This is a genomic window from Gammaproteobacteria bacterium (assembly GCA_016199745.1).
Taxonomy (GTDB): Bacteria; Pseudomonadota; Gammaproteobacteria; order Acidiferrobacterales; family Sulfurifustaceae; genus JACQFZ01.
In genome coordinates this window covers 1-21,053 of sequence record JACQFZ010000016.1, presented here as the reverse complement: position 1 = coordinate 21,053, position 21,053 = coordinate 1, and the positions used below count along the sequence as shown (strand labels likewise).

13 protein-coding genes are annotated in these 21,053 nt (G+C 60.3%); 7 read left to right on the top strand and 6 right to left on the bottom strand.

Annotated features, from left to right (window positions below; translation table 11 throughout):
• Window positions 1-94: 94 nt before the first annotated feature.
• Complete coding sequence (locus tag HY308_03590) at window positions 95-2,017, bottom strand: potassium transporter Kup (protein MBI3897363.1); 1,923 nt, start codon at window positions 2,015-2,017, stop codon at window positions 95-97.
• 205 nt (window positions 2,018-2,222) lie between these two features.
• On the opposite strand from HY308_03590, the gene HY308_03585 reads away from it, so the two are divergent.
• Window positions 2,223-4,346, top strand: a complete 2,124-nt coding sequence (locus HY308_03585; GenBank protein ID MBI3897362.1) for an EAL domain-containing protein — start codon at window positions 2,223-2,225, stop codon at window positions 4,344-4,346.
• A gap of 10 nt (window positions 4,347-4,356) precedes the next feature.
• On the opposite strand, the gene hflD is transcribed toward HY308_03585, so the two are convergent.
• Window positions 4,357-4,989, bottom strand: coding sequence for a high frequency lysogenization protein HflD (gene hflD, locus HY308_03580; GenBank protein ID MBI3897361.1), 633 nt, complete (start codon window positions 4,987-4,989; stop codon window positions 4,357-4,359).
• Between the two features lie 273 nt (window positions 4,990-5,262).
• Between hflD and HY308_03575 the strand changes: the two genes are divergently transcribed.
• Together HY308_03575 and HY308_03570 are read left to right on the top strand one after the other, a co-directional pair.
• Window positions 5,263-6,375 carry a patatin-like phospholipase family protein gene (locus tag HY308_03575; GenBank protein MBI3897360.1) on the top strand — a complete coding sequence of 371 codons (1,113 nt, stop codon included), beginning with the start codon at window positions 5,263-5,265 and terminating at the stop codon, window positions 6,373-6,375.
• Window positions 6,376-6,579, top strand: a complete 204-nt coding sequence (locus HY308_03570; GenBank protein ID MBI3897359.1) for a DUF2905 domain-containing protein — start codon at window positions 6,376-6,378, stop codon at window positions 6,577-6,579.
• A gap of 31 nt (window positions 6,580-6,610) precedes the next feature.
• Here HY308_03570 and HY308_03565 read toward each other — a convergent pair whose 3' ends face one another.
• The gene (locus HY308_03565; protein MBI3897358.1) at window positions 6,611-10,138 is read right to left on the bottom strand and encodes an FAD-dependent oxidoreductase; all 3,528 of its coding nucleotides are present in this window, start codon (window positions 10,136-10,138) and stop codon (window positions 6,611-6,613) included.
• A gap of 193 nt (window positions 10,139-10,331) precedes the next feature.
• Window positions 10,332-10,880, bottom strand: a complete 549-nt coding sequence (gene moaC / locus HY308_03560) for a cyclic pyranopterin monophosphate synthase MoaC (GenBank protein MBI3897357.1) — start codon at window positions 10,878-10,880, stop codon at window positions 10,332-10,334.
• A gap of 68 nt (window positions 10,881-10,948) precedes the next feature.
• Here moaC and HY308_03555 point away from each other — a divergent pair, with 68 nt between their 5' ends.
• The 3 genes from HY308_03555 (at window position 10,949) to HY308_03545 (ending at window position 14,007) form a co-directional block, all read left to right on the top strand.
• On the top strand, window positions 10,949-12,130 hold the full coding sequence (locus HY308_03555) for a molybdopterin molybdotransferase MoeA (protein ID MBI3897356.1): 1,182 nt from the start codon (window positions 10,949-10,951) through the stop codon (window positions 12,128-12,130).
• Window positions 12,131-12,233: 103 nt separating this feature from the next.
• A complete protein-coding gene (locus HY308_03550) occupies window positions 12,234-13,559 on the top strand; it encodes an MFS transporter (protein ID MBI3897355.1) in 1,326 nt (441 codons plus the stop codon).
• A gap of 46 nt (window positions 13,560-13,605) precedes the next feature.
• Window positions 13,606-14,007, top strand: coding sequence for a TraR/DksA family transcriptional regulator (locus HY308_03545; protein MBI3897354.1), 402 nt, complete (start codon window positions 13,606-13,608; stop codon window positions 14,005-14,007).
• Between the two features lie 196 nt (window positions 14,008-14,203).
• Here the strand turns inward: HY308_03545 and HY308_03540 are convergent, their stop codons facing one another.
• The gene (locus HY308_03540) at window positions 14,204-15,616 is read right to left on the bottom strand and encodes an FAD-binding protein (protein MBI3897353.1); all 1,413 of its coding nucleotides are present in this window, start codon (window positions 15,614-15,616) and stop codon (window positions 14,204-14,206) included.
• A 211-nt stretch (window positions 15,617-15,827) separates the two neighbouring features.
• Here HY308_03540 and HY308_03535 point away from each other — a divergent pair, with 211 nt between their 5' ends.
• Window positions 15,828-18,977: an EAL domain-containing protein gene (locus HY308_03535; protein ID MBI3897352.1), complete on the top strand. Its 3,150-nt coding sequence runs from the start codon at window positions 15,828-15,830 to the stop codon at window positions 18,975-18,977.
• 135 nt (window positions 18,978-19,112) lie between these two features.
• Here the strand turns inward: HY308_03535 and HY308_03530 are convergent, their stop codons facing one another.
• Window positions 19,113-20,165 carry a COX15/CtaA family protein gene (locus HY308_03530; protein MBI3897351.1) on the bottom strand — a complete coding sequence of 351 codons (1,053 nt, stop codon included), beginning with the start codon at window positions 20,163-20,165 and terminating at the stop codon, window positions 19,113-19,115.
• Window positions 20,166-21,053 lie beyond the last annotated feature (888 nt).

Sequence of the window (21,053 nt, the reverse complement as noted above, 5' to 3'; positions counted from 1 at the left end):
CCAGCCAAATGTTAGTGCGCGCAAAGCGCGCCTCGGCTCGCCTCCCTCGCCCACGTCAGTGGGAGAGGGAATGAGGGAGAGGGAAACGCCGGTGTTAAATCTCGACTTGTGTGCCAAGTTCGATGACGCGGTTCGTCGGTAGATTGAAATATTCGACGACGCTGCCGGCGTTGCGCGCCATCGTGGCGAACATTCGTTCGCGCCATAGCGCCATCCCTTCGGTGCGTTCGCTGGCGATGACGGTTTCGCGGCTCAAGAAATACGATGTCTTCAGTGTCGGAAATTCCAGCGGTGTTTTTTTGTGCTGGGCACACAATATGAGCGCCTTCGGCACATCGGGTGTATCTTTGAATCCGAAGCGAATCATGATGCGATAACAGTTGTGACCGAGCGGTTGGATAGTGATGCGTTCGCTTTCGGGCACGAATGGGACTTCACCGACGGTGACGGTCAAAAATACGACACGTTCATGCAGCACTTTGTTGTGTACGAGGTTGTGCAGCAACGCGTGCGGCACAGCGTCGGGTGCCGATGTCAGGAACACCGCTGTGCCGGGTACGCGCGACGGCGGATTGGCGAGCAGTGTTTGCAGAAAGCTATCGAGCGGTAGCGATCGCTGTTTCAGGTGAGTCATGAGAATCTCGCGGCCGCGCCGCCAGGTGAGCATGATAACGAACACCACAGCGCCCAAGGTCAGCGGGAACCAACCGCCGTCAAAAATTTTGAGCAACGTTGCCGAGAAGAACACCGAGTCCCACGCCATGAACAACACGGTCGCCAACATACATAACCACAGCGGATAGCCCCAGTCGTAACGGATGACGAAGAAGGTCAGGAATGTGGTAATCAACATTGTGCCGACCACGGCAACGCCGTAGGCCGCGGCAATCGTCGTCGACGAGCCAAATCCGACGACGACCATTATTACCGCTGCCAGCAGTGTCCAACTAATTGCCGGCACGTAGACCTGACCAGCCTCTTTCTCCGAGGTATGCAAGATATTCATGCGCGGCAAACAACCCAGATGGATCGCCTGTTTAGTCATGGAGTAGGTTGCCGAGATCGTCGCCTGCGAGGCGATGATCGCCGCCGCCGTGGCGAGCCCAATCATCGGAAACAGCGCCCATGACGGGTAAGCGAGATAAAACGGATTGACGACCGCACTCGGATCGCGAATGAGCAGCGCGCCCTGACCGAAGTAGTTGAGCACGAGCGCCGGCAGTACCAGACCGAACCAAGCGATGCGCACTGCCCTTTTGCCGAAATGCCCCATATCGGCATAAAGTGCCTCGGCACCGGTGAACGCCAGCAACACCGCACCGAGGACGACGAACGAAGCGAATCCATGGCCGGTGGCGAAGCGTAACGCGTGTACCGGATTGATTGCCTCAAGTACGACCGGGTTTTGCCCGATGTTGTAAATGCCGACCGATCCGATCGCCAGAAACCATAATACGCAGATGGGTCCGAACAGTGTGCCAACGGCAGCGGTACCATGGCGCTGAAACATGAACAGTGTCACGAGCACGATGACCGATAGCGGTACGACATACGGTTTGAGTGCAGCGGTGCCGACTTCGATGCCTTCGACGGCGGATACGACCGAGATAGCCGGTGTGAGAACGGCGTCGCCGTAGAACAATGACGCGCCGATCAAACCGAGCAACAGCAGTGGTCGTGTCCAGCCCGGACTTTTATTTTTGGCGGCCGACGAAGCGAGCGCGAACAACGCCATGATTCCGCCTTCGCCATTGTTGTCCGCGCGCATGACCAGCGTGACGTACTTGAGCGTGACGACGATCATCAACGACCAAAAAATAGTCGACAGCCCGCCCAAGATGGTTACGGTATTGAGCGGTATTCCGTGAACCGGATTGAAAGTTTCTTTGATGGCATACAGCGGACTGGTACCGATATCCCCGTAGACAACACCAAGTGCAAGTAGCGTGAGTGCCGCCGTCGACGAGCGGTGTCCCTCCGAGTTGTTATTCACGTTTTTATTGCTCCAACTAGACACGAATGCGCGCGGACCTTACTCCTTGAGTAGGGCGAAAGCAAATTTACGGTATTGTCAATATCAATCCTAATTATGGTCCACGCTAATAGTCGGTCAGCGCAACGGAACCGGGCGGAAACGGCTTTTGGCGCCGGTTTTGCTCGTCAGCTTAGTAAAAATTTGGCCACTATACTCATAGAAAATCTAACTGAAGAATATATTCGCCGTGCTAACTCGGTTCGTTGCGCTTTTGCGCCAGAGCCTCGGGCATCCATTGGTGCCCGTGTTCGTGTTGATCATGGCGGCGGTAGCGCTCACGACTTTTCTCGTCATGTTGGATGCCCAACACCGGCTCATCGAGCACGAGGCGACCCAGATCGCTGAAGTGGTCGCGCGGCAGGCGCTAGCGGCGCGCAGCGTGTATACGTCGGCGGTCGCCGACAAGCTTACGCGCGACGGCTTTGGACCCGATATTGCGTCACACCAAAAACGCGGACATGTGCCGTTGCCGGCGCAGTTTTTGAAATTGGTTGGGCAAGAGGCGTCGATCAAGAGCGGAGGCATGTTCCGCTATCGGCCGCTCAGTAAATGGAATCTCGAGCCGGCGCAGGGATTGACCGATGTGTTTCAACGTTGGGCCTGGATCGAGCTCGAGCGCCAAGACCGGCCCGATCCCGACGGCCCGATCGATTGGCGTGCCGCTTGGCGCATCGAAGAGATGAATGGCGTACGCACGCTGCGCTACATGCGTGCCGATCCGGCCGCCAGTCGGACCTGCGTCGATTGCCACAACTCCTATGAAGCGCGCGCTGACACCGCCGTCGTTCGTATCAGCAACGGCGTCGCCCCCGGCAAGCAGTGGAAACAACATCAGCTGCTGGGCGCTATCGAAGTCGACATCCCGGTCGATCGGGTCGAAGAGATCGCCACCGCGTATGCGCGTCGCACGTTGGCGTTGGTCGTCGGCATCTCGCTGATCGGCCTGTCGATCGCTGCTTGGTACGCGTTCGAAGACATCCGTCGCAAGCAAGTGTTGGCCGCGGAGTTCGAGCGGCAGGCGCGATTCGATAGCCTGACCGGTCTCGCCAACCGCCTGCAATTCCAAGAGCGAGCACGCGAAGCGTTGTTGCGCGCTTGGCGCGACGGCGCGAAGGTCGGTTTATTGTTTGTCGATCTCGATCGCTTCAAACGCATCAACGATTCGCTCGGTCATGAGCTGGGCGACACCGTGTTGCGGCAGGTGGCGCAGCGCCTGACCGAGTCGTTGCGCGAAGTCGATGTGGTCGCGCGTCACAGCGGCGATGAATTTACCGTGCTGCTGCATGGCAACGCCGACTCGCTCGATCTGGCGAGCGTCGCCCGCAAATTGCTCGAGACCGTGGGTCTACCGTTGCAGGTCGACAACCACGAGCTGTTCCTCTCTGCCAGCGTTGGCATCAGCTGCTTCCCGCGCGACGGTCAGGATATCGAGACGCTGGTAAAGAACGCCGATATCGCCATGTACCGCGCCAAGGAGTCAGGCCGCAACAATTTCCAGTTCTTCTCGGCCGACATGAATACGCGTGCGCTCGAGACCTTGTCGATCAGCAACCGCCTGCGGCAGGCGATCGAGCGCGATCAATTGTTGCTCTATTACCAGCCGCGCATCGATGTCCATTCCAGCGCCATCACCGGTGTCGAAGCGATGTTGCGTTGGCAGCATCCGGAGCTCGGTATGCTCGAACCGTTGCGCTTCATTCAATTGGCGGAAGACACCGGCATGATCGCCGCCATCGGTCATTGGGTGCTGACGGCGGCTTGCCGGCAAATGCGGCGCTGGGACGACGCCGGCGTGCCGCCGGTCCGGGTCGCCGTGAATTTGTCGACGCGGCAATTTCAGGCGAGCGATCTGGTGGAAATGGTGACGACCATCCTGCAGGAAAGTGGCCTCGAACCCACCCGGCTGGAGCTCGAAATCACCGAGAGCGTACTGATGCAGCAGCCGGAGGCGGCCGAAGTCGTGCTGCGGCGTTTGAGCGATATGGGCATCACGCTGGCAATCGACGATTTCGGCACCGGCTATTCGTCGCTGTCGTATCTCAAGCGCTTTCCGATCGATTATTTAAAGATCGACAAGAGCTTCATCGACGGCCTGCCGGACGACAGCAACGACCGCGTGATCACCGGCGCGATCATGGCGTTGGCGCGCAATCTGAATGTGAAAGCGGTGGCGGAGGGTGTGGAGACTATCGATCAGTACGCGTTCCTGGCGGCGCATGGGTGTGAAGAAGTGCAGGGTTATTTGATGGCACGCCCGGCACCGGCGGAACAGATCGAGCCGATGCTGCGCGCCGGTCGCCTGATTGTTTGACGACGATCGGCTATGTCGTTTTCAGCAGCCGTCCGGCTTCGGCGGCGATCTTGGTGCGCGATAGCAGCAACTGCCAACGACGGCCGCCGTATTGCCGCCAAAGGACCGCCGAGCGCACACCGGCGAACAGCGCCGCGCGCACCCTGGCGGCGATATGCGGATTGGCTAAGTAACCTTGCTCGCCGCTGACCATGACGCGCGGCGTGACCGTACTCAAGGTTTGGGTGTAGAGCTCGGCGAGCTTATCGAGCAAGCGTGGATGGATCGCGTTGTCGTCGGTGTCGAAGAACGCCATCTGCGATTCGATGGTGCCGATGCCGGCGCGAATCGCCGCGGCCACTTCCGGCCGCCGCCGCAACGCCGCTTCCAGCTGGATCGTCGCCATCGCGTACTTGGCCATCTCTAAATCTTTCGGCGAGCTGACACCGACGAGCTTTTCGCTCAGCAGTTTGAGCCCGAGGGCGACACCGCGGACGCCGCCGTAAACTTCGGCGGCGCTGGCGGCGTCGATCAGTAATAAGGAATGAATGCTGGCATGAAACGCATCGGCCTCGGCACGACCGTCACGGGCGAGTTGTTGCGCCAGACCGCCGGCTTGAAAGATGCCGGCAAGGGCAAGTACACGCTCTTGTTGATGAGCCACGAATGGATTCTCCACTTTCGCACTAACGTCAGGCCCGCTATCTTAGCCGATCAAAATAACGCGCGGCGAACCGGATCTCCCGGCCCCCTTGCGGGGGAGGGCAAGGGGAGCGGGGGCGCATGAGTTCGGTACTGCCTGTCGATTGACTCCACGCCGTTCAACAGCTAAACCGTGAAAACAGGAGGAGTAGCGCGGTATGCAGGGCAACACTCAATGAGCGCGCAACCGGCGACCAGCAGCGCGCCAGTCAAACGCCCCATCGTCGGCTTGGTCATGGCCGGCGGCGGCGCGCGAGCCGCCTACCAAGTCGGTGTGCTCAAGGCGATCGCCGAGATGCTGCCCGAAGGTTGTCCCAATCCATTCCCGGTTCTCTGCGGCACCTCCGCCGGCGCCATCAACGCCACCGCGCTGGCGATCTACGCCCGCCGCTTTCATACCGGCGTGCGCCGCTTGAATTACGTTTGGCGCAACTTCGAAGTTCATCGGGTTTACCGCTCCGATGCCTTCGGCATTCTCAAGACCGGCGCCCATTGGCTGGCGGCGATGGTACTCGGCGGTTTGGGCAAACGTAATCCGACCGCGTTGCTCGACCGCGCACCGTTGCGGGCGTTGCTCGAGCAGGTAATGCCATGCGACGAAATTCAGAAATCGATCGATGCCGGTGAGTTGCAAGCCTTGAGCATCACCTGTTCCGGTTATGGGTCTGGCCAATCGGTGACGTTCTACCAAGGCGTCGACTCGCTGGCACCCTGGAAACGCGCGCGCCGCGTCGGTGCCGCCGCGCGCATCACGCTCGATCATTTAATGGCGTCGTCGGCGATCCCATTCGTATTCGGCGCGGTGCCGATCAATCGTGAATACTTCGGCGACGGCTCGATGCGGCAAGAAGCGCCGGTCAGCCCGGCGTTACATCTCGGTGCCGACCGCGTGCTTGTCATCGGCGTGCGTCACAATGCGCCGGCGCCGGAGCGAACGGAGGCCGAGTATCCGTCGCTGGCGCAAGTCGCCGGTCACGTGTTGAACAGCATTTTCATCGACGCGCTCGAGGTCGATCTCGAGCGCATGCAACGCATCAACAAGACCATCAGCTTTATCCCGGAGTCGCAGCGCAAAGAGAGCGGGGTGCTGTTGCGCCATGTTGATGTATTGGTGGTGTCGCCGAGCGAAGATCCGGAGCGCATCGCCGCGCGCTTCGCCAAGTTCTTGCCGCGGCCGGTGCGCTTTCTGTTTCGTGGCCTCGGCGCCTACAACCGCGGCGGTTCTAACTTGATTAGCTATTTGCTGTTCGAAAAGCCCTACTGCCAAGCGTTGATCGGTCTCGGCTATGCCGATGCGATGGTGCGGCGTAAGGAGATTCTCGAATTTTTGGGAGTCGAAGCTCAGTGAATGGCACGCACTTTTATCGTTATCGGTGTCCTACTAGTGGCCATCGGCCTTGCTTGGCCATGGCTCAGTAAGCTCGGGTTGTTTCGTCTGCCGGGCGATATCGTTATCGAGCGGGAAAATTTCCGATTTTATTTTCCGGTTACGACGATGATCATCGTTAGTGCGGTGATTTCGGTGGTGCTTTGGTTGTTTCGTAAGTGGTAGGTTGAATCGCCCCAACGGGGCGATTCCTACTCTACACGCGTTCTAACGAATGCCGCTTCGTCAAATGCTCCAACCATAAATCAGTCAACGTCTCCTGCAACCGATTTTGCCCCAAGCGCTCATCAAGGTTGTCGAGGTCGACCATTTCGATGGGTTGGTCTTGCCACGAGCAGCCGAACACCGCCTTCGTGCGCTTGCCGGTCGCCGGGTCGATTTGCCATTGCAGGCACTGCGAGCACACGCCTTTCAACATGCATTGCATCGGCGTGCTGATCGACGCGGTGGTGCTGTGGTTCTTACAGAAATAGGGAGCGAGCTCGCCGGCCTTGGCGTCGCGCAATGAGCGCACCATGTAATTGGCGCCGAGAATGATCACGCGATCGACCGATTGCAGGGGAATCGGCGGTTGGCTGTTTTCGGTTTCGAGTTTGCCGTCGGCGTAGCGTTGGATCATGCCGATGAACGAGCCGTTGGCGGCGCGGTCGCCGGCGCGGGTCGGTTGCAGGCCGGCGCCGTTCTCGACGCACCAGACGACGCAATCGGCAGCGCGCTCGATCTCGGCGCGCAGGAACAACGAGTCGGCGTTCTTCAGGCTGACGAACGCGAGCACGCGACTGCCGTGGGCGCGAATGGCGGGACCGAGCGCGAGCAGCGGCGCAATGCCGAGGCGATCGGCGACGATCATCACGGTCTCGCCGTCAGCGAGCTTGGCGCGCACGCCGGTCGGACCCATGAGTGCTACCGGCGTGCCGGGCTTAAGCGTCGCGCACAGCTTGGCGCTTGCACCTTGCTCGATGACGATCAACGACACGTCGCCCAATTCCGGGTCGACGTGGGCGCCGTACAGCGCCAGTGCCTCGGTCTGCAGGCGCGTGCCATCGACCAGCGGCGAGTGACTCTCGAAGTTTTGCAGCCGGAAGAATTGCCCCGGGCGCCACTTCTGCGCCGCCATCGGCGCGTGTACCCGCACCTCGACGACGTCGGCCGCGAGCCGGCGGACGCTTTGCACGTGCGTCTGCAGCATCGCCTCCATGCGCTCGTGGAAGGTGTCGTATTCGTCGGTATCGCCGGCGCGGGTGGCGCGTTCGCCGAACAGCGCGACGATCTTCGGATAGCTGCGCAGACCCGAGGCGATGGCGCCGACGACGCTGCCATGGAACACCGGATGGGTGTCGCCGACGAAGCTGACGCGTTTACCGTCGCGGTCGTACGACGTGAACGGCCCGAAGTCCGGCATTTTGAGATGATCTTTGACCGGTACCCGCTCGAACGCGTTACCGCGGTCTTCGAACGTCTGGTATTGGCCCGACTCCTTTAAGAAGCTGTTGCGATGCTCGAACTCGTAAGCGACGTTCGGTTTGGCGCCGGTCGCGACCAGGATCGCGCGCGCCGGCAGCGTCACTTCTTCGCCGGTCGCCTTCCACTTACCGTCTGCGTCGCGCGCTTGCTTGCGGAACACCATCGCCTCGACGTGACCGTACTTGTCGACCGTGGCCGCTTTCGGATCGAGGCCGTCGGCGTAGTAAATGCCTTCTTCGAACGCCTTGGTGATTTCTTCGTGGTTGCGGGTGTACGCCGGCGAATCGGTGATCGCCTTGCGGTAAGCGACGGTCACGCCGCCCCAGGCGCGCAACAACGGCAGGAAATTCGGCGCTTCGTTGGCCTTGGCCGCACGCTTGCGTTCGGCGCGGACGGCACGGCCATGCGCCAGATGCTCGTCGAGGATGGCGCTCGATTCGTCGTCGAGCCGCCAGCGCAAGGCGGCTTCGCCGATGTGTGCTACCAGTTCCTCGTAGCGATCGAGCGTCTTCTCCACCTGCACAACGTAATACGCCTGCAGTTCGGTCGCGGTATCGACACCGGTCAAACCGCCGCCGATGACGACCGCCGGCAGGCGCACTTGCAGATTGGCGAGACTCGAACGTTTGGCGGCGCCGGTCAATTGCAGCGCCATCAAGAAGTCGTTCGCTTGGCGCATGCCGGGCGCGAGCGAGCCGGGGATCGGTAGCGCCTGCGGCAGGCCGGCGCCAACGGCGACGGCGACATGGTCGAAACCCAGGCGCCAGGCGTCTTCGATCGACACGGTGCCGCCGAAGCGCACGCCGCCGAACACTTGGAAGTGTTGCCGGCGCGACAGCGACAGATAAATCAGTTTGAGGAAGTTCTTATCCCAGCGATTGGTAATGCCGTATTCGGCGACACCGCCGAAACCGGCCATCAAGCGTTCGTCGAGATCTTCCGTCAACGTCGAATAGTTTTGAATCGGCAGCTGCACGAACTCTTGCAGCAGCGGCTCGATCTTCAGGCCTTCGGTACCAACGACGGCGAAGCCTTCCATTAATAAGTGATGCGACAAGGTAAAGCCGGCCGGGCCCATGCCGACGACCAGCACCTTCAAACCGTTATACGGTTTCGGCAGCCATTGGCGGGCGCGCAGCGGATTCCAGCGGATGAGCAGGTCGTAGATCTCGACGCCCCACGGCAAGCCGAGCACGTCGGTGAGGATGCGTGTTTCCGTCTGCGGAATGTTGACCGGCTCTTGCTTTTGATAGATGCAACCCTTCATGCAATCGTTGCAGATGCGATGACCGGTGGCGGCGCACATCGGGTTGTCGATGGTGATCATCGACAGCGCACCGATGGTGTAACCCTGGCCTTTTAGGGAGTGCATCTCCGAGATCTTCTCGTCGAGCGGGCAGCCGGTGAGGGTGACGCCGAGCGCATTGGTCTTGAGGCCGCGTTCCGGTTCGCCCTTCTTCTCCGGGAAGCCCTTCGAGCAGAAGTCGCCGTGATGGTCGTGGCACAGAATGCAGTAATTGATTTCGTTCTGAACGTCGCGCGCGCCCATGCGCGGATCGGTCAGCTTGAAGCCGTCGCGCCGGCGGAAGTGTTCGTGCTTGCCTTCGAGACGGCCGGCCGGATCGCCGGCGACGACCGCGATCGGCACCAGCTTCGCCGGATCGATGCCCTGCGGCACGCGCAGACTGACCCAGCCGTTGACGGCTTGCTGGCCCTCAGGCGACGTCATCGCCCGCACCGTCCAGCGCGTCAGTTTTTCGATCGGCTCGGCATTCGCGGCTTCATCGGCGAGCAGCGTCAGTGTGTATTTCGCGACCGCGAGCTCGCGATCGGCGGGGTTGTAACCGGCGGTCTTGAGCGCGCCGCTAAGCCAAGCATCGAGCTCGGCGAACGCTTCGTAGTCGTCTTTCTTAAGTAAGCGGCGGCGCGCGCGCTTCAGCACGAACGCTTTTTTGAATTCGAACACCGGATCGTGCGCCAGCGTTTCGTCGCGCAGACGCGCGAGCGTGTCCTGGATCCCGAACAGTTCGCCGATCAATTCTTCCAGCAGCGGTCCGCAGGCGATCAGTAAGTCGCTAATTTCGGTAGCGCTGAATGCTTGGCCCGCGGTCGCGCGGTAACGCAGCAACTTTTCGTGCAAGCCGGCGTCGTGGGCGTGTAGCCGCCGCAAGTACTCGGCGTCTAGCTGTTCGAGGCTGGCCTGCTCAAAGAGCTGGGCGAAGGTGTAACCGTTAGTGAGTTTGAGTTCAGCCTTGGACATCGTGCGAAAGCGATCGGTTAGTGGCCGATCGGATCTTGAGTCTATAAGTCGGGTTTAGGAAAGCCGCGTATTCTACCGGCTTGGCCGCGGCAATGCATGGAAAAGCCGGCGGAATTTGGGACTTCTTCGTTCTAATGATATGTCCGCTGGGGTTTGGGTGCGTTGCCGGCATCCCGGTACCGCCAGCGTCGCGCTATTCCTGCCTCGTCCAATCGCCCGAGGCACCGCCGGATTTGGCGACCAGACGGATGTCGGTCATGGTCATGCCGCGGTCGACCGCTTTGCACATATCGTAAATGGTCAATAGCGCGATTTGGACGGCCGTCAGCGCCTCCATTTCCACGCCCGTTTGCGCGACCGTGCGTACGGTGGCTTGGCAGTGGATCGCGGCGGCGGCGGGTCGCGGGGTGAAGCTGAGATCGACCGCGGTCAGCGCGATGGGGTGGCAAAGTGGCACGAGCTCGGCGGTCTTTTTCGATGCCAGGATGCCGGCAACGCGGGCAATGCCGATAACGTCGCCTTTTTTATGGCCTCCCGCCAGGATTAGCTCGAGGGTCTCCGGCTGCATGCGAATGGTGCCTTCGGCGATCGCCTGCCGCTCAGTGGTGTCTTTAGTGCCGACGTCGACCATGCGCGCCGAGCCGTCGGCGTTGAAATGCGTGAGTCGACGCCCGAGCGGGCGTTGGCTGGATTGGCGTTGCGGCCGGCGGCGGCGCGGCGAGGTTGTTTTGGGCTTGGCCATGATTCGGTCAGTCGATGGTCGGGCGGCCGTCATAATAACCGCATCGCTTGTTAAGATGTCTACCACCTATGTTAAGTCTTGAAGACGCGCAGGCAGCGATACTCAACGCCATTCGACCGGCGCGCGCTATCGAGCGCGTCGCGCTCGAGCAGGCTTGCGGTCGCTTTGTCGCCGCGCTGCTAACGGCGCAGGTCGATCATCCGGCGTTCGATAATTCGGCGATGGACGGCTACGCGCTGCGCGTCGACGACGGTCGCGCCGGTGAGTTGCCGGTCGCCGGCGAATCGAGCGGCGGCGATCCGCCGAAATCGCTCGCGCCGCGTACCGCCATGCGCATTTTTACCGGCGCACCGTTACCCGTTGGCGCCGACACGGTGGTGATTCAAGAAGACGTCGAACGCAACGGCGATACCGTGCGCCTGCCGGCGGAGCTGACACTGGGGGAAAATATCCGCCGACGTGGCGAGGACTTTAACGCTGGTGACGCGCTTTATGACCGTGGCCGGCGCTTAAGCGCGCTCGATGTGGCGTTGCTGGCAACGGCCGGCGTCGACCACGTGCCGGTCTATGCGCGGCCGCGCGCGTTTGTCGTTGCTACCGGTAACGAGCTAGTAGTGCCCGGCCGGCCGCTTGCGCCGGGACAGATTTACGAATCCAATCGCCTCGCAACTTGCCTGCAATTGCGCGCGCTCGGCGTCGATGTTATCGACGGCGGCACGGTGCGCGACGAACCCGCCGCGCTGCGTGCCTTACTGGTTGACGCCGCGCAATACGATTTCGTCATCACCAGCGGCGGCGCTTCGGTCGGCGATCATGACCTTATTAAGAAGATCTTCGGCGAGCTCGGTACGATTCATTTGTGGAAGGCACGTATCAAACCCGGTAAGCCGATCGCCTTCGGCCACATCGGCGAGCGCACGCACTTCTTTGCATTGCCTGGAAATCCGCTATCGAGTCTGGTGACGTATAAGTTGTTTGTCGAACCGGCAGTGATCGCCTGGCATCACGGCACGTCATCGCCGCTGATGCTGCCGGCCCAAGCGGCTAACGATTTCCGCCGACGCGCCGGCCGCACCGAATTTTTACGCGCGCGGATTTATGTCGAGGGTGGCCGATTGCTGGCCGAGGTGTTGAAGGGGCAGGGCTCGCATCAGTTAGGGCCGTTGCGCTTCACGAATGGATTAATTCGTGTCGAGGCTGATAGTAGTGGCTTCGTCAAAGGTGATGCGGTTGAGGTGATGCAGATCTAACGTCAGAGGAAGTAGGGTGGGCGGCGCTTTTCTGTCCACCGGAATAAAAAATGCGTGGGCAGAAAAGCGCTGCCCACCCTACCGTAATGCATATAGTTAATTAATGATTTCCCATTCCGTTCTCCGCCGCTTCCAACGCGTCCGCCTAACCGCCATCGGCATTCTCACGGTGTCGTTCATGCTCGTGTTCTTCCATCGCATCGCGCCCGGTGCGATCGCCGCCGATTTAATGCGCGAGTTCTCGACGACCGGCGCGGCGCTGGGCTCGCTGGCGGCGATGTATTTCTACGTTTACACGATCATGCAAATTCCGGCCGGTGTGCTGGCCGACACCTTGGGCGTGCGCGTGGCGGCGACGGTGGGCGCGCTGGTTTCCGGGATCGGCTCGATTCTGTTCGGCTTAGCGCCGGATTTTTCCAGCGCCGCCGCCGGCCGTTTACTCGTCGGTCTCGGTGTGTCGGTCGTGTTCGTCGGATTGATGCGCGCGAACACCGTGTGGTGGAGCGAGTCGCGTTACGGAATCATCAGCGGCCTCGTCGTTTTTATCGGCAACATCGGCGGCATTCTCGCTGCCGGACCGCTGACGGCGCTGCTCGCGGTGGCGTCATGGCGCACCGTGTTCGTCGTCGTCGGTGGGCTCACGGTGTTGATCGCATTGCTCACCTATCTGTTCGTGCGCGACAGTCCGCAAGCCGCCGGTTTTCCCTCGCTGCGCGAGATGGCCGGTAAAACGGCGCATGCGCCGCGCCGGCAACATTGGCGGCACGATTTGCACGATGTGTTGCGTAACGCTGCTGTGTGGCCGGGGTTCTGGGTGAACTTCGGATTAGCCGGAACCGTGCTTGCGTTCGCCGGTCTTTGGGGCGTGCCGTTTCTAACCGACGTGCACGGGCTCACGCGCGCCCAAGCGTCGCTCTACACGACGACGATGCTCATCGGTTATTCGCTCGGTGCGTTCGTACTCGGTTGGTTATCCGATCGGTTGCGCCGGCGCAAAGGAGTACTCGTCGGCGCCGCGTCGTCGGCAACGGTGATGTGGTTGTGCCTGGCGTGGGCGCCGTGGCAACCCGGCTGGGCCGGGTTTGTAATTTTTGGTCTGCTGGGTTTTTTCGCCGCTGGATTTGTCGTCACCTTCGGCGCCGCTAAAGACGTCGTCGCGCCCGCTGTTGCCGGTATGGCGATCGCGTTGGTGAACACCGGTCTGTTTTTCGGCGCCGCCATTATGCAACCGCTGTTCGGTGCATTGATGGATCTCAGCTGGGACGGCACCGTCGTCGACGGTGTGCGCCGCTACCAGGCGGCGGATTATGTGAACGGCTTATGGCTCTGCATCGCCATGGCCACGTTGTCGATGCTGGCATCACTATGCCTGCGCGAAACTCATGGTCGCAACATCACACTCAAGGAGGTAACACCCGAGGAACTTTAGGACTGACGAGCGTACTTATAGAACATCGCCCCATGAGCGAATGTCTATGAATGATCTCAGTGCAGAAGATGTCGCGTACTTCGAGCGTTGTTTACGCCGACAGCGCGACGCTGTTGTTCAGCGCATACGCGAGGAGCTGTTGAACAGCCAGCGCGAAGACTTCGCCGCGCTCGCCGGGCGCGTGCATGACGCCGGCGAGGAATCGGTGGCGGAGTTGTTGATGAGCATGAATTTGACATTGGTCGACCGCGAAGTCAGCGAGCTACACGACGTCGAAGCGGCGTTGACGCGAATCCGTGTCGGCACATTCAGCGAATGCGAAGATTGCGGCGGCGACATCGGCCGCGCGCGCTTGGAGGTTTATCCGACGGTGCGGCGTTGTATCGAGGATCAGCAGCGGCTCGAACGGAATTATGCGGGTGGGCGGGATTTGAGTCCGAGTTTGTGATTAAGAATTGCCTGGTGAACGTTTCGTTTACTTATCGGTGGCCACGAGCAACTCCTCTCTCCCCTTGCGGGAGAGGGGTGATCATATCTAAGTTCATTTATTCTCCCCCTCTCCCTTTTTCCCTCTCCCGCAAGGGGAGAGGGAGACGCAAGGCTATACGCTGAAGGAATGCTTTGATGAATTGGCAGGATCTGACCTAGTTATCCGGAAATATTTTCCCCGGATTCAATATCCCCTTCGGATCGAACACCGCTTTAAGCTCACGCATCAACGCCAATGTATCTTCCGCAATTTCCAACGGCACGAACGCGCGCTTGGCGTAACCGATGCCATGCTCGCCGGAGATCGTTCCGTTCAACGCCAACACCTTGGCGAACAAACTTGCCAACGCAAGTTCGGCGCGCGCCATCTCGGCGGCATCGTCCGGATGCACCATCAAGTTGACGTGCAAGTTGCCGTTACCGGCGTGGCCGAAGCTGACGATCGGAAGGCGGTACTCCGCTGCCAGCGCTTCGATGGTGTCGATAAGCTCGGCGAGTTTTGGCACCGGTACGACGACGTCTTCATTAATTTTCAACGGCGCGATTATTTTGATGGCAGGCGAGAGCGCGCGCCGCGCTTTCCATAAGGCCGCGACTTCGTTCGCATCGGTGGCGGTGCGTAGCTCCAGCAGTCCATGGCCGGCCAACGCCGCGTGTAATTGTCCGAGGGCACGGGCGACCGCATCGGCGTCGCCATCGGCTTCAACGATAAGCATCGCGCGCGTGCCGGCCGGCAAATCGGCGGCGGCGCCGTGACGTTGAATGGCGGCGATGGCAGCGGCATCGAGCAGCTCGCATGCGCTCGGCACGATCGGCTGCGACATCACGCGCGCCACAGCGGCGCAGGCATCGGTGCTGCTCGCATAGCACGCGCGCAATGTGCCGACGGTCGTCGGTGCCGGTAGCAGTCGCAATGTCGCCTCGGTGATGAGCGCGAGCGTACCTTCGCTGCCGATCAGCAAGCGCGTCAGGTCGTAGCCGACGGTACGTTTGCTGGTGCGGCCGCCGGCGTTCAACGTTCGACCGGAACCGGCGACGGCGCGTACGCCGAGCACGTAATCGCGGGTGACGCCGTACTTCACCGCGCGCGGTCCGGCGGCGTTGGTGGCGAGATTGCCGCCGAGGCGGCAATACGGCGCGCTGCCCGGATCGGGGGGATAAAACAGTCCGTGCGTACGCGCCAGCGCGTCGAGCTCGCCGGTCGGAACGCCGGCTTCGGCGATGAGCACACGCTCGTCCGGATGGAATTCGAGCACGCGGCGCATACATTCGAAGCTGACGACAATGCTGCCGGGAACCGGAACGGCACCGCCGACGTTACCGGAACCGCCGCCGCGCGCCACGATCGGCAGGCGCAACGAATTGGCGATTTGAACGATAGCGGCGACATCGTCATGGTGAGTCGGGAAAACGACGGCGAGCGGTGGGCAACGCCGTGGCCCGTCGTCGCCGGAATAAAGATGGAGAACTTCCGGCTCGGTAAGGACGCGGTCACGGCCAACGGCGTCGCGCAACGCGCGCTGGACAGCGGTCGGTAAGGTGGTACGGCTTTTTGCGCGATCGGCCATTAAATAGCGATGATTCTAAGGTATTTCCATCTAGACAACGTCTAACCCACGGTATACATGTGAGTTTTACAGGCCAAGAAGCACCGTAGTCTATTCTTAACACCATATATAAGAAGAATCGGTGGGGCGCGCCGGTAAAAGGCGCATGCGTGGGATCGGATCAACGCGGCATAACTGAGTGATTCGTCCGAGAGCACCTACTACCAGCATCATGACCAAAAAATCCGCCACGCCTCGGCCGACCCGCAGCGGTACGGCCGCACTTACCGCCGACTTTTTGCGCGATAGCGCCACGCAAATCGCCGCCAACGGCGATCCCGATTTTTTTGCTTCGCTGGTGCGTTATCTCGCGCACGCGCTCGCGGTGGACTGCGCCTATATCGCCGAGTTCATCGACGCCTCGACGCCGCGGTTGCGCACGATCGCGCTTTGCATCGACGGCAAGATCGTTAGCAACGTCGAGCGTAATCTGAAAGATTCGCCGGCCGAGCACGTATTGCACGATGGCGTTTGTTTTTATCGCCACGGTATCCGCGTACAGTTTCCGCGCGACACCGATCTCGCGTTGGTACAGGCCGAATCGTATATCGGTATTCCGTTATTCAGCTCGAGCGGTCAGTGCATCGGTCTGCTCACCGCTGTCGGCCGCAAGTCGCTGCCGGACGATCCCGCCGCCGAAACCATCGTGCACATTTTGGCCGCGCGCGCCGCTGCTGAGCTCGAACGTCGGCGTGCGCAAGACCGGGTGTTACGGGTCAATCGATTACTGCGCGCGATGCGCGAAATCAGCAAGATGGTTACGCGCGAAGGTAACGAGGAACGCGTGTACGCCGAGATCTGCCGCTTGCTGGTCGAACACGGCGGCTTTCACATGGTGTGGATCAGCCTGACGCGGCCGTCGGGTCGGATCCAACCGGTGGCACAGGCCGGCATCACCGACGATTATCTCGAACGTCTGCGGTTGCGTTACGACGAGAGCGCCGATGGCCAAGGGCCGACGGTCGCGGCGATTCAAACCGGCCGCTATGCGGTGCATGCCGACCTCGCCAGCGCCACCGGCGAATGGGCCGCGGGTGCGTACGCCCTAGGCTGTCGCTCGTGCGCGGCGTTTCCGCTTTATAAAGGTGGCCACGTCACCGGCACAATCAACATTTACGCCGCCGAGCCGGCGGCGTTTGCCCACGCCGAGATCGATTTATTGGAAAGCTTGGTAAGCGATATCAGCCAGGCGTTGCAACTGCGGCAAGAAGCGTTGGCATTGCACCAGTCGCAGGCGGTGCTGCAAGAAAGTCAGCGCATGTTCACGACGCTGCTCAGTAACCTTCCCGGCATGGCCTACCGTTGCCGCAACGACAAGAACTGGACGATGGAATTCGTCAGCGACGGTTCGCTGGTGTTGACCGGCTACCCGGCGAGCGACTTCATCGGCAATCGCGTGCGCGCTTACAACGACGTCATCGATCCGCTCGATCAGGATCGCATATGGCAGGAAGTGCAAGCGGCGGTCGCGGTGCATCTGCCGTTTCAATTCAGCTATCGCATCCGCACCGCCGACGGCCAACAGAAATGGGTGTGGGAGCAGGGCCGCGGCGTGTTCGCGCCGACCGGCGAGCTGCTCAGCCTCGAAGGATTCATTGCCGATATCACCGAGCGCATGCACGCCGACGACGAGATGCGCAAATTGTCGAGCGTGGTGCACCAGACTGCCGACTGCATCATGATCACCGATCGCAACGGCAACATCGAATACGTCAACACCGCGTTCGAGCAAATCACCGGTTATAGCCAGGCCGAAGCCATCGGCCACAAGCCGAGTCTGCTGAAGTCCGGGCTGCACGACGCCGATTTTTACGAGCGCGTGTGGCAGCGCATTGGTGCCGGCGAGACCGTGTGCGACGTGTTCATCAATCGTAAAAAGAATGGCGAGCTGTACTACGAGGAAAAAACCATCTCGCCGCTGCGCGACGGCAAGGGCGAGGAGGTCACGCACTTCATCTCCACCGGCAAGGACATCACCGACCGCCTGCAAGCGCAGGAGCGTTTGCAATATCTGGCGCACCACGACGCGCTTACCGGCTTGCCCAATCGAGTGCTATTCCTCGATCGCTTGAACCAAGCGTTGATCCGCGCGCACAGCTATCAACGGTCGGCGGCGATACTGTTCCTCGATCTCGATCGTTTCAAGAACATCAACGATACGCTCGGCCACGACATCGGCGACGCGTTGCTCAAGACCCTCGCCGAGCGCTTACAAGAACGTGTGCGCGAGGGCGACAGCGTCGCCCGGCTCGGCGGCGATGAGTTCGCCGTATTGCTCGAAGACATGTTGCATGTCGAGGACGTGTCGATCGTCGCGACCAAGATGCTCGAAGTGTTCGAGAAGCCGTTCGTGATCCAGTCGCACGAGTTTTATCTCACCGCCAGCATCGGTATCAGCTTGTACCCGAACGACGGCGCGACCGCGGCGGCGCTGGTCAAAAACGCCGACACGGCGATGTACCGCGCCAAGGACGTCGGCAAGAACAACTTCCAATTTTATTCCGCCGACATGAGCGCCGCCGCGTTCGAGCGGCTGACGCTCGAAACCAGCTTGCGGCGCGCACTCGAACGTCAAGAATTCGTGTTGCATTATCAACCGCAGATCGAGCTCGCCAGCGGCCGCGTCATCGGCATGGAAGCGTTGGTGCGTTGGCAGCATCCCGAGTTCGGCTTGCTAAGCCCGGCGCACTTCATCAGCTTGGCCGAGGAAACCGGCGCCATCGTCGCCCTCGGCGAATGGGTGATGCGCACCGCCATGATCCAGGCGCAGCGCTGGCGCGATACCGGTTGCAACAGCTTGCGCATGGCGGTCAACGTTTCCGGCCGCCAGTTTACCGAGCCCGGCTTCGACGAGACCGTCGCCGAGCTGCTGCGCGAAACCGGCTTGCCGGCCGACGCCTTGGAAATCGAAATCACCGAAAGCGTGATCATGGCGAACGCCGAGAAAATGATCGAACGCTTGCGCGTGTTGCACAAGATGGGCGTGCACTTCGCGATCGACGATTTCGGCACCGGCTATTCGAGCTTGAGTTACCTGCGGCGTTTCCCGATCCAGACGTTGAAGATCGACAAGAGCTTCATCCACGATCTCACCGAAGACAGCGGCGACGCCGAGATCGCCAAGACCGTCATCGCCATGGCGCGTGGTTTGAAACTGGCGGTAGTCGCGGAAGGCGTGGAGACGCGCGAGCAGTTGCTATTCCTACAAGCGCAAGGCTGCTACGCCGCGCAAGGTTATCTCATCAGCCGCCCGATGCCGGTCGACAAGCTGGGGGAGCAATTGCGCGATGGCTATCGGTGGTTGGGAAATTCCGATCGTTAAGAGAAAATCCTGTCGCTCTTAAGGAGGCCGCGATTGTAGGATGGGCGCAGCCCATCAAGATATGACAACGATGGGCTGCGCCCATCCTACATGGCTTACTAAGTGCCGTTGGACCCAGGACCTAGTGAATCGTTGTCAGCGCCCCCGCAACGCATGCACCAACGAGAGCGCCATCGTAAACACCAACATCGCCCCCGCCTGGTGCGCCGCCGCCAACGGAATCGGCACGACTAATAACAACGTCGCAATTCCCAACCCAACCTGCAACAGCAACGCTGCTAGCAATCCATGACTCACCGCCCGCACCCGCCCCGTTAGTCGCTGCCGCCGTACCGCAAGCCACAAGAGCGGCACAACCACCAACAGCGAATACGCCAACAACCGATGATGAAACTGCACCGTCGCCACGTTCTCGAACACATCGACCCACCACGGCTGCAATGCATACGCACTCTCCGGCACGAACTTGCCGTTCATTAGCGGAAACGTGTTGAACGCAAAACCCGCACGCGTGCCTGCAACGAACCCGCCGGCCAATATCGTGACGAACACCAATCCCGTCACCGCCCAAGCAAACCGCCGCACTCCGCGCGCCGTTGCCGGCGTCACCGCCGCCGGATACAGCAACCCCAGCGCGACCCACCATATATATCCATAAAGAATCGCCGCGAGCCCGAGATGCGCCGTCAGCCGATGCGGGCTGACATGCGGGTTATCCACCAACCCGCTCGCGACCATGTACCACCCAAGCGCACCTTGCAGCCCACCGAGTACGAACAACGTAATAAGTTTTGGCGCCAACGCCCGATCGATCCGCCGCCGTACGAGGAAATAAATAAAAGGAATCAGAAACGCGAACCCAATCATTCGGCCGAGCAACCGATGCGAATACTCGACCCAGTAAATCGACTGGAACCCAGCGAGATCCATGTCGGTGTTCACTTTCTGAAACTCCGGCGTCCCTCGATACTTGTCGAACTCCGCTTGCCATTGATGCGCCGTCAACGGCGGAATCGTTCCCGTAATCGGCTTCCACTCGACAATCGACAGCCCCGAGCGCGTGAGTCGAGTGACGCCGCCGAGCACGATCATGGCGAAGATCAGCGTGGCACAAGCCAGCAACCAGATAGCGACGGCACGGGAGTTTTGTGGGCGAGGGTTAGGCACGTTGGGTTCTCGTAAGGCCATAGTTAACGGAGTTCGGTATATTACCGCGACAACTTAAGGAAGTTGCTGATTTATTACCCCTCTCCCTCCGGGAGAGGGGTTGGGGTGAGGGCCACAACGCCATTTCTCGTTACGCATTTCATCTGCTGCACGTCGTAGAAATTAAATTTTGTTTAGGGGTCTTTTGCAGTTTTTCCGATGATTTTTTGTAGCGGCCCCTTGACGCTCCAAAAATCCCCCGCATAATCTCGCGTGCATAAAAATTAAGCGTAGGGGGAGGGCGTCATAATGCGACAACAACAACGTCGTTTTTCATTCCTCTTCCAATCTTTTCGTTAGTAATTGCCAACGTCGTAGCGTCGCTGCGTACGTTTTATTTGCGATACCCAAAATAAATTTGACGGGGAGTGAGTATGCCGTGTCTTAAGCGGGTGAGTCAGTGGACCACGTTCCATGCTGTCATTAGTGCGATTTTTGCTATCGGCGGTTTACTACTGTGCGCCCCTGCTCGGTCCGATTCTCTCGCCCCGCCAGGCAGCGTATTCACGATATCCCCCGTGAGCTTCGGCAACTTTTACGCCGGTCAATTCACCGACTATCCGCCGGGAACCTCCGCGCTGTCTGTTGACGGAAACATTCCGGGGGCGGCGTTCGCACCTACCGTACAGACTCACATCGACTTTTACTTGGCGACGATGCTGGAGATGCATAAAACTAGCGGGCCCCGTGGACCGTGGACCAGTGTCTCTCAGTTAAGTGATTTCGAATGTTTTTGGTATGTCGGCAGCGGATCGGGTTGTGTTTTTGATTGGTCTTTCACCGACAGTACCGGCACTTACATTATGTCCCGCAACGGTAGCGCCTCCGCCATTGGGTATCAGTTAACGTACACAGCGCCACAATGCCCCG

Bases quoted from the DNA above. Each gene is read 5' to 3' on its own strand.
- moaC (MBI3897357.1), bottom strand. From the start codon at position 10,880: ATGGCCAAGCCCAAAACAACCTCGCCGCGCCGCCGCCGGCCGCAACGC.
- HY308_03550 (MBI3897355.1), top strand. From the start codon at position 12,234: ATGATTTCCCATTCCGTTCTCCGCCGCTTCCAACGCGTCCGCCTAACC.
- HY308_03565 (MBI3897358.1), bottom strand. From the start codon at position 10,138: ATGTCCAAGGCTGAACTCAAACTCACTAACGGTTACACCTTCGCCCAG.
- HY308_03570 (MBI3897359.1), top strand. From the start codon at position 6,376: ATGGCACGCACTTTTATCGTTATCGGTGTCCTACTAGTGGCCATCGGC.
- HY308_03555 (MBI3897356.1), top strand. From the start codon at position 10,949: ATGTTAAGTCTTGAAGACGCGCAGGCAGCGATACTCAACGCCATTCGA.
- HY308_03545 (MBI3897354.1), top strand. From the start codon at position 13,606: ATGAATGATCTCAGTGCAGAAGATGTCGCGTACTTCGAGCGTTGTTTA.
- HY308_03530 (MBI3897351.1), bottom strand. From the start codon at position 20,165: ATGGCCTTACGAGAACCCAACGTGCCTAACCCTCGCCCACAAAACTCC.
- HY308_03575 (MBI3897360.1), top strand. From the start codon at position 5,263: ATGGCCGGCGGCGGCGCGCGAGCCGCCTACCAAGTCGGTGTGCTCAAG.
- HY308_03535 (MBI3897352.1), top strand. From the start codon at position 15,828: ATGACCAAAAAATCCGCCACGCCTCGGCCGACCCGCAGCGGTACGGCC.
- HY308_03540 (MBI3897353.1), bottom strand. From the start codon at position 15,616: ATGGCCGATCGCGCAAAAAGCCGTACCACCTTACCGACCGCTGTCCAG.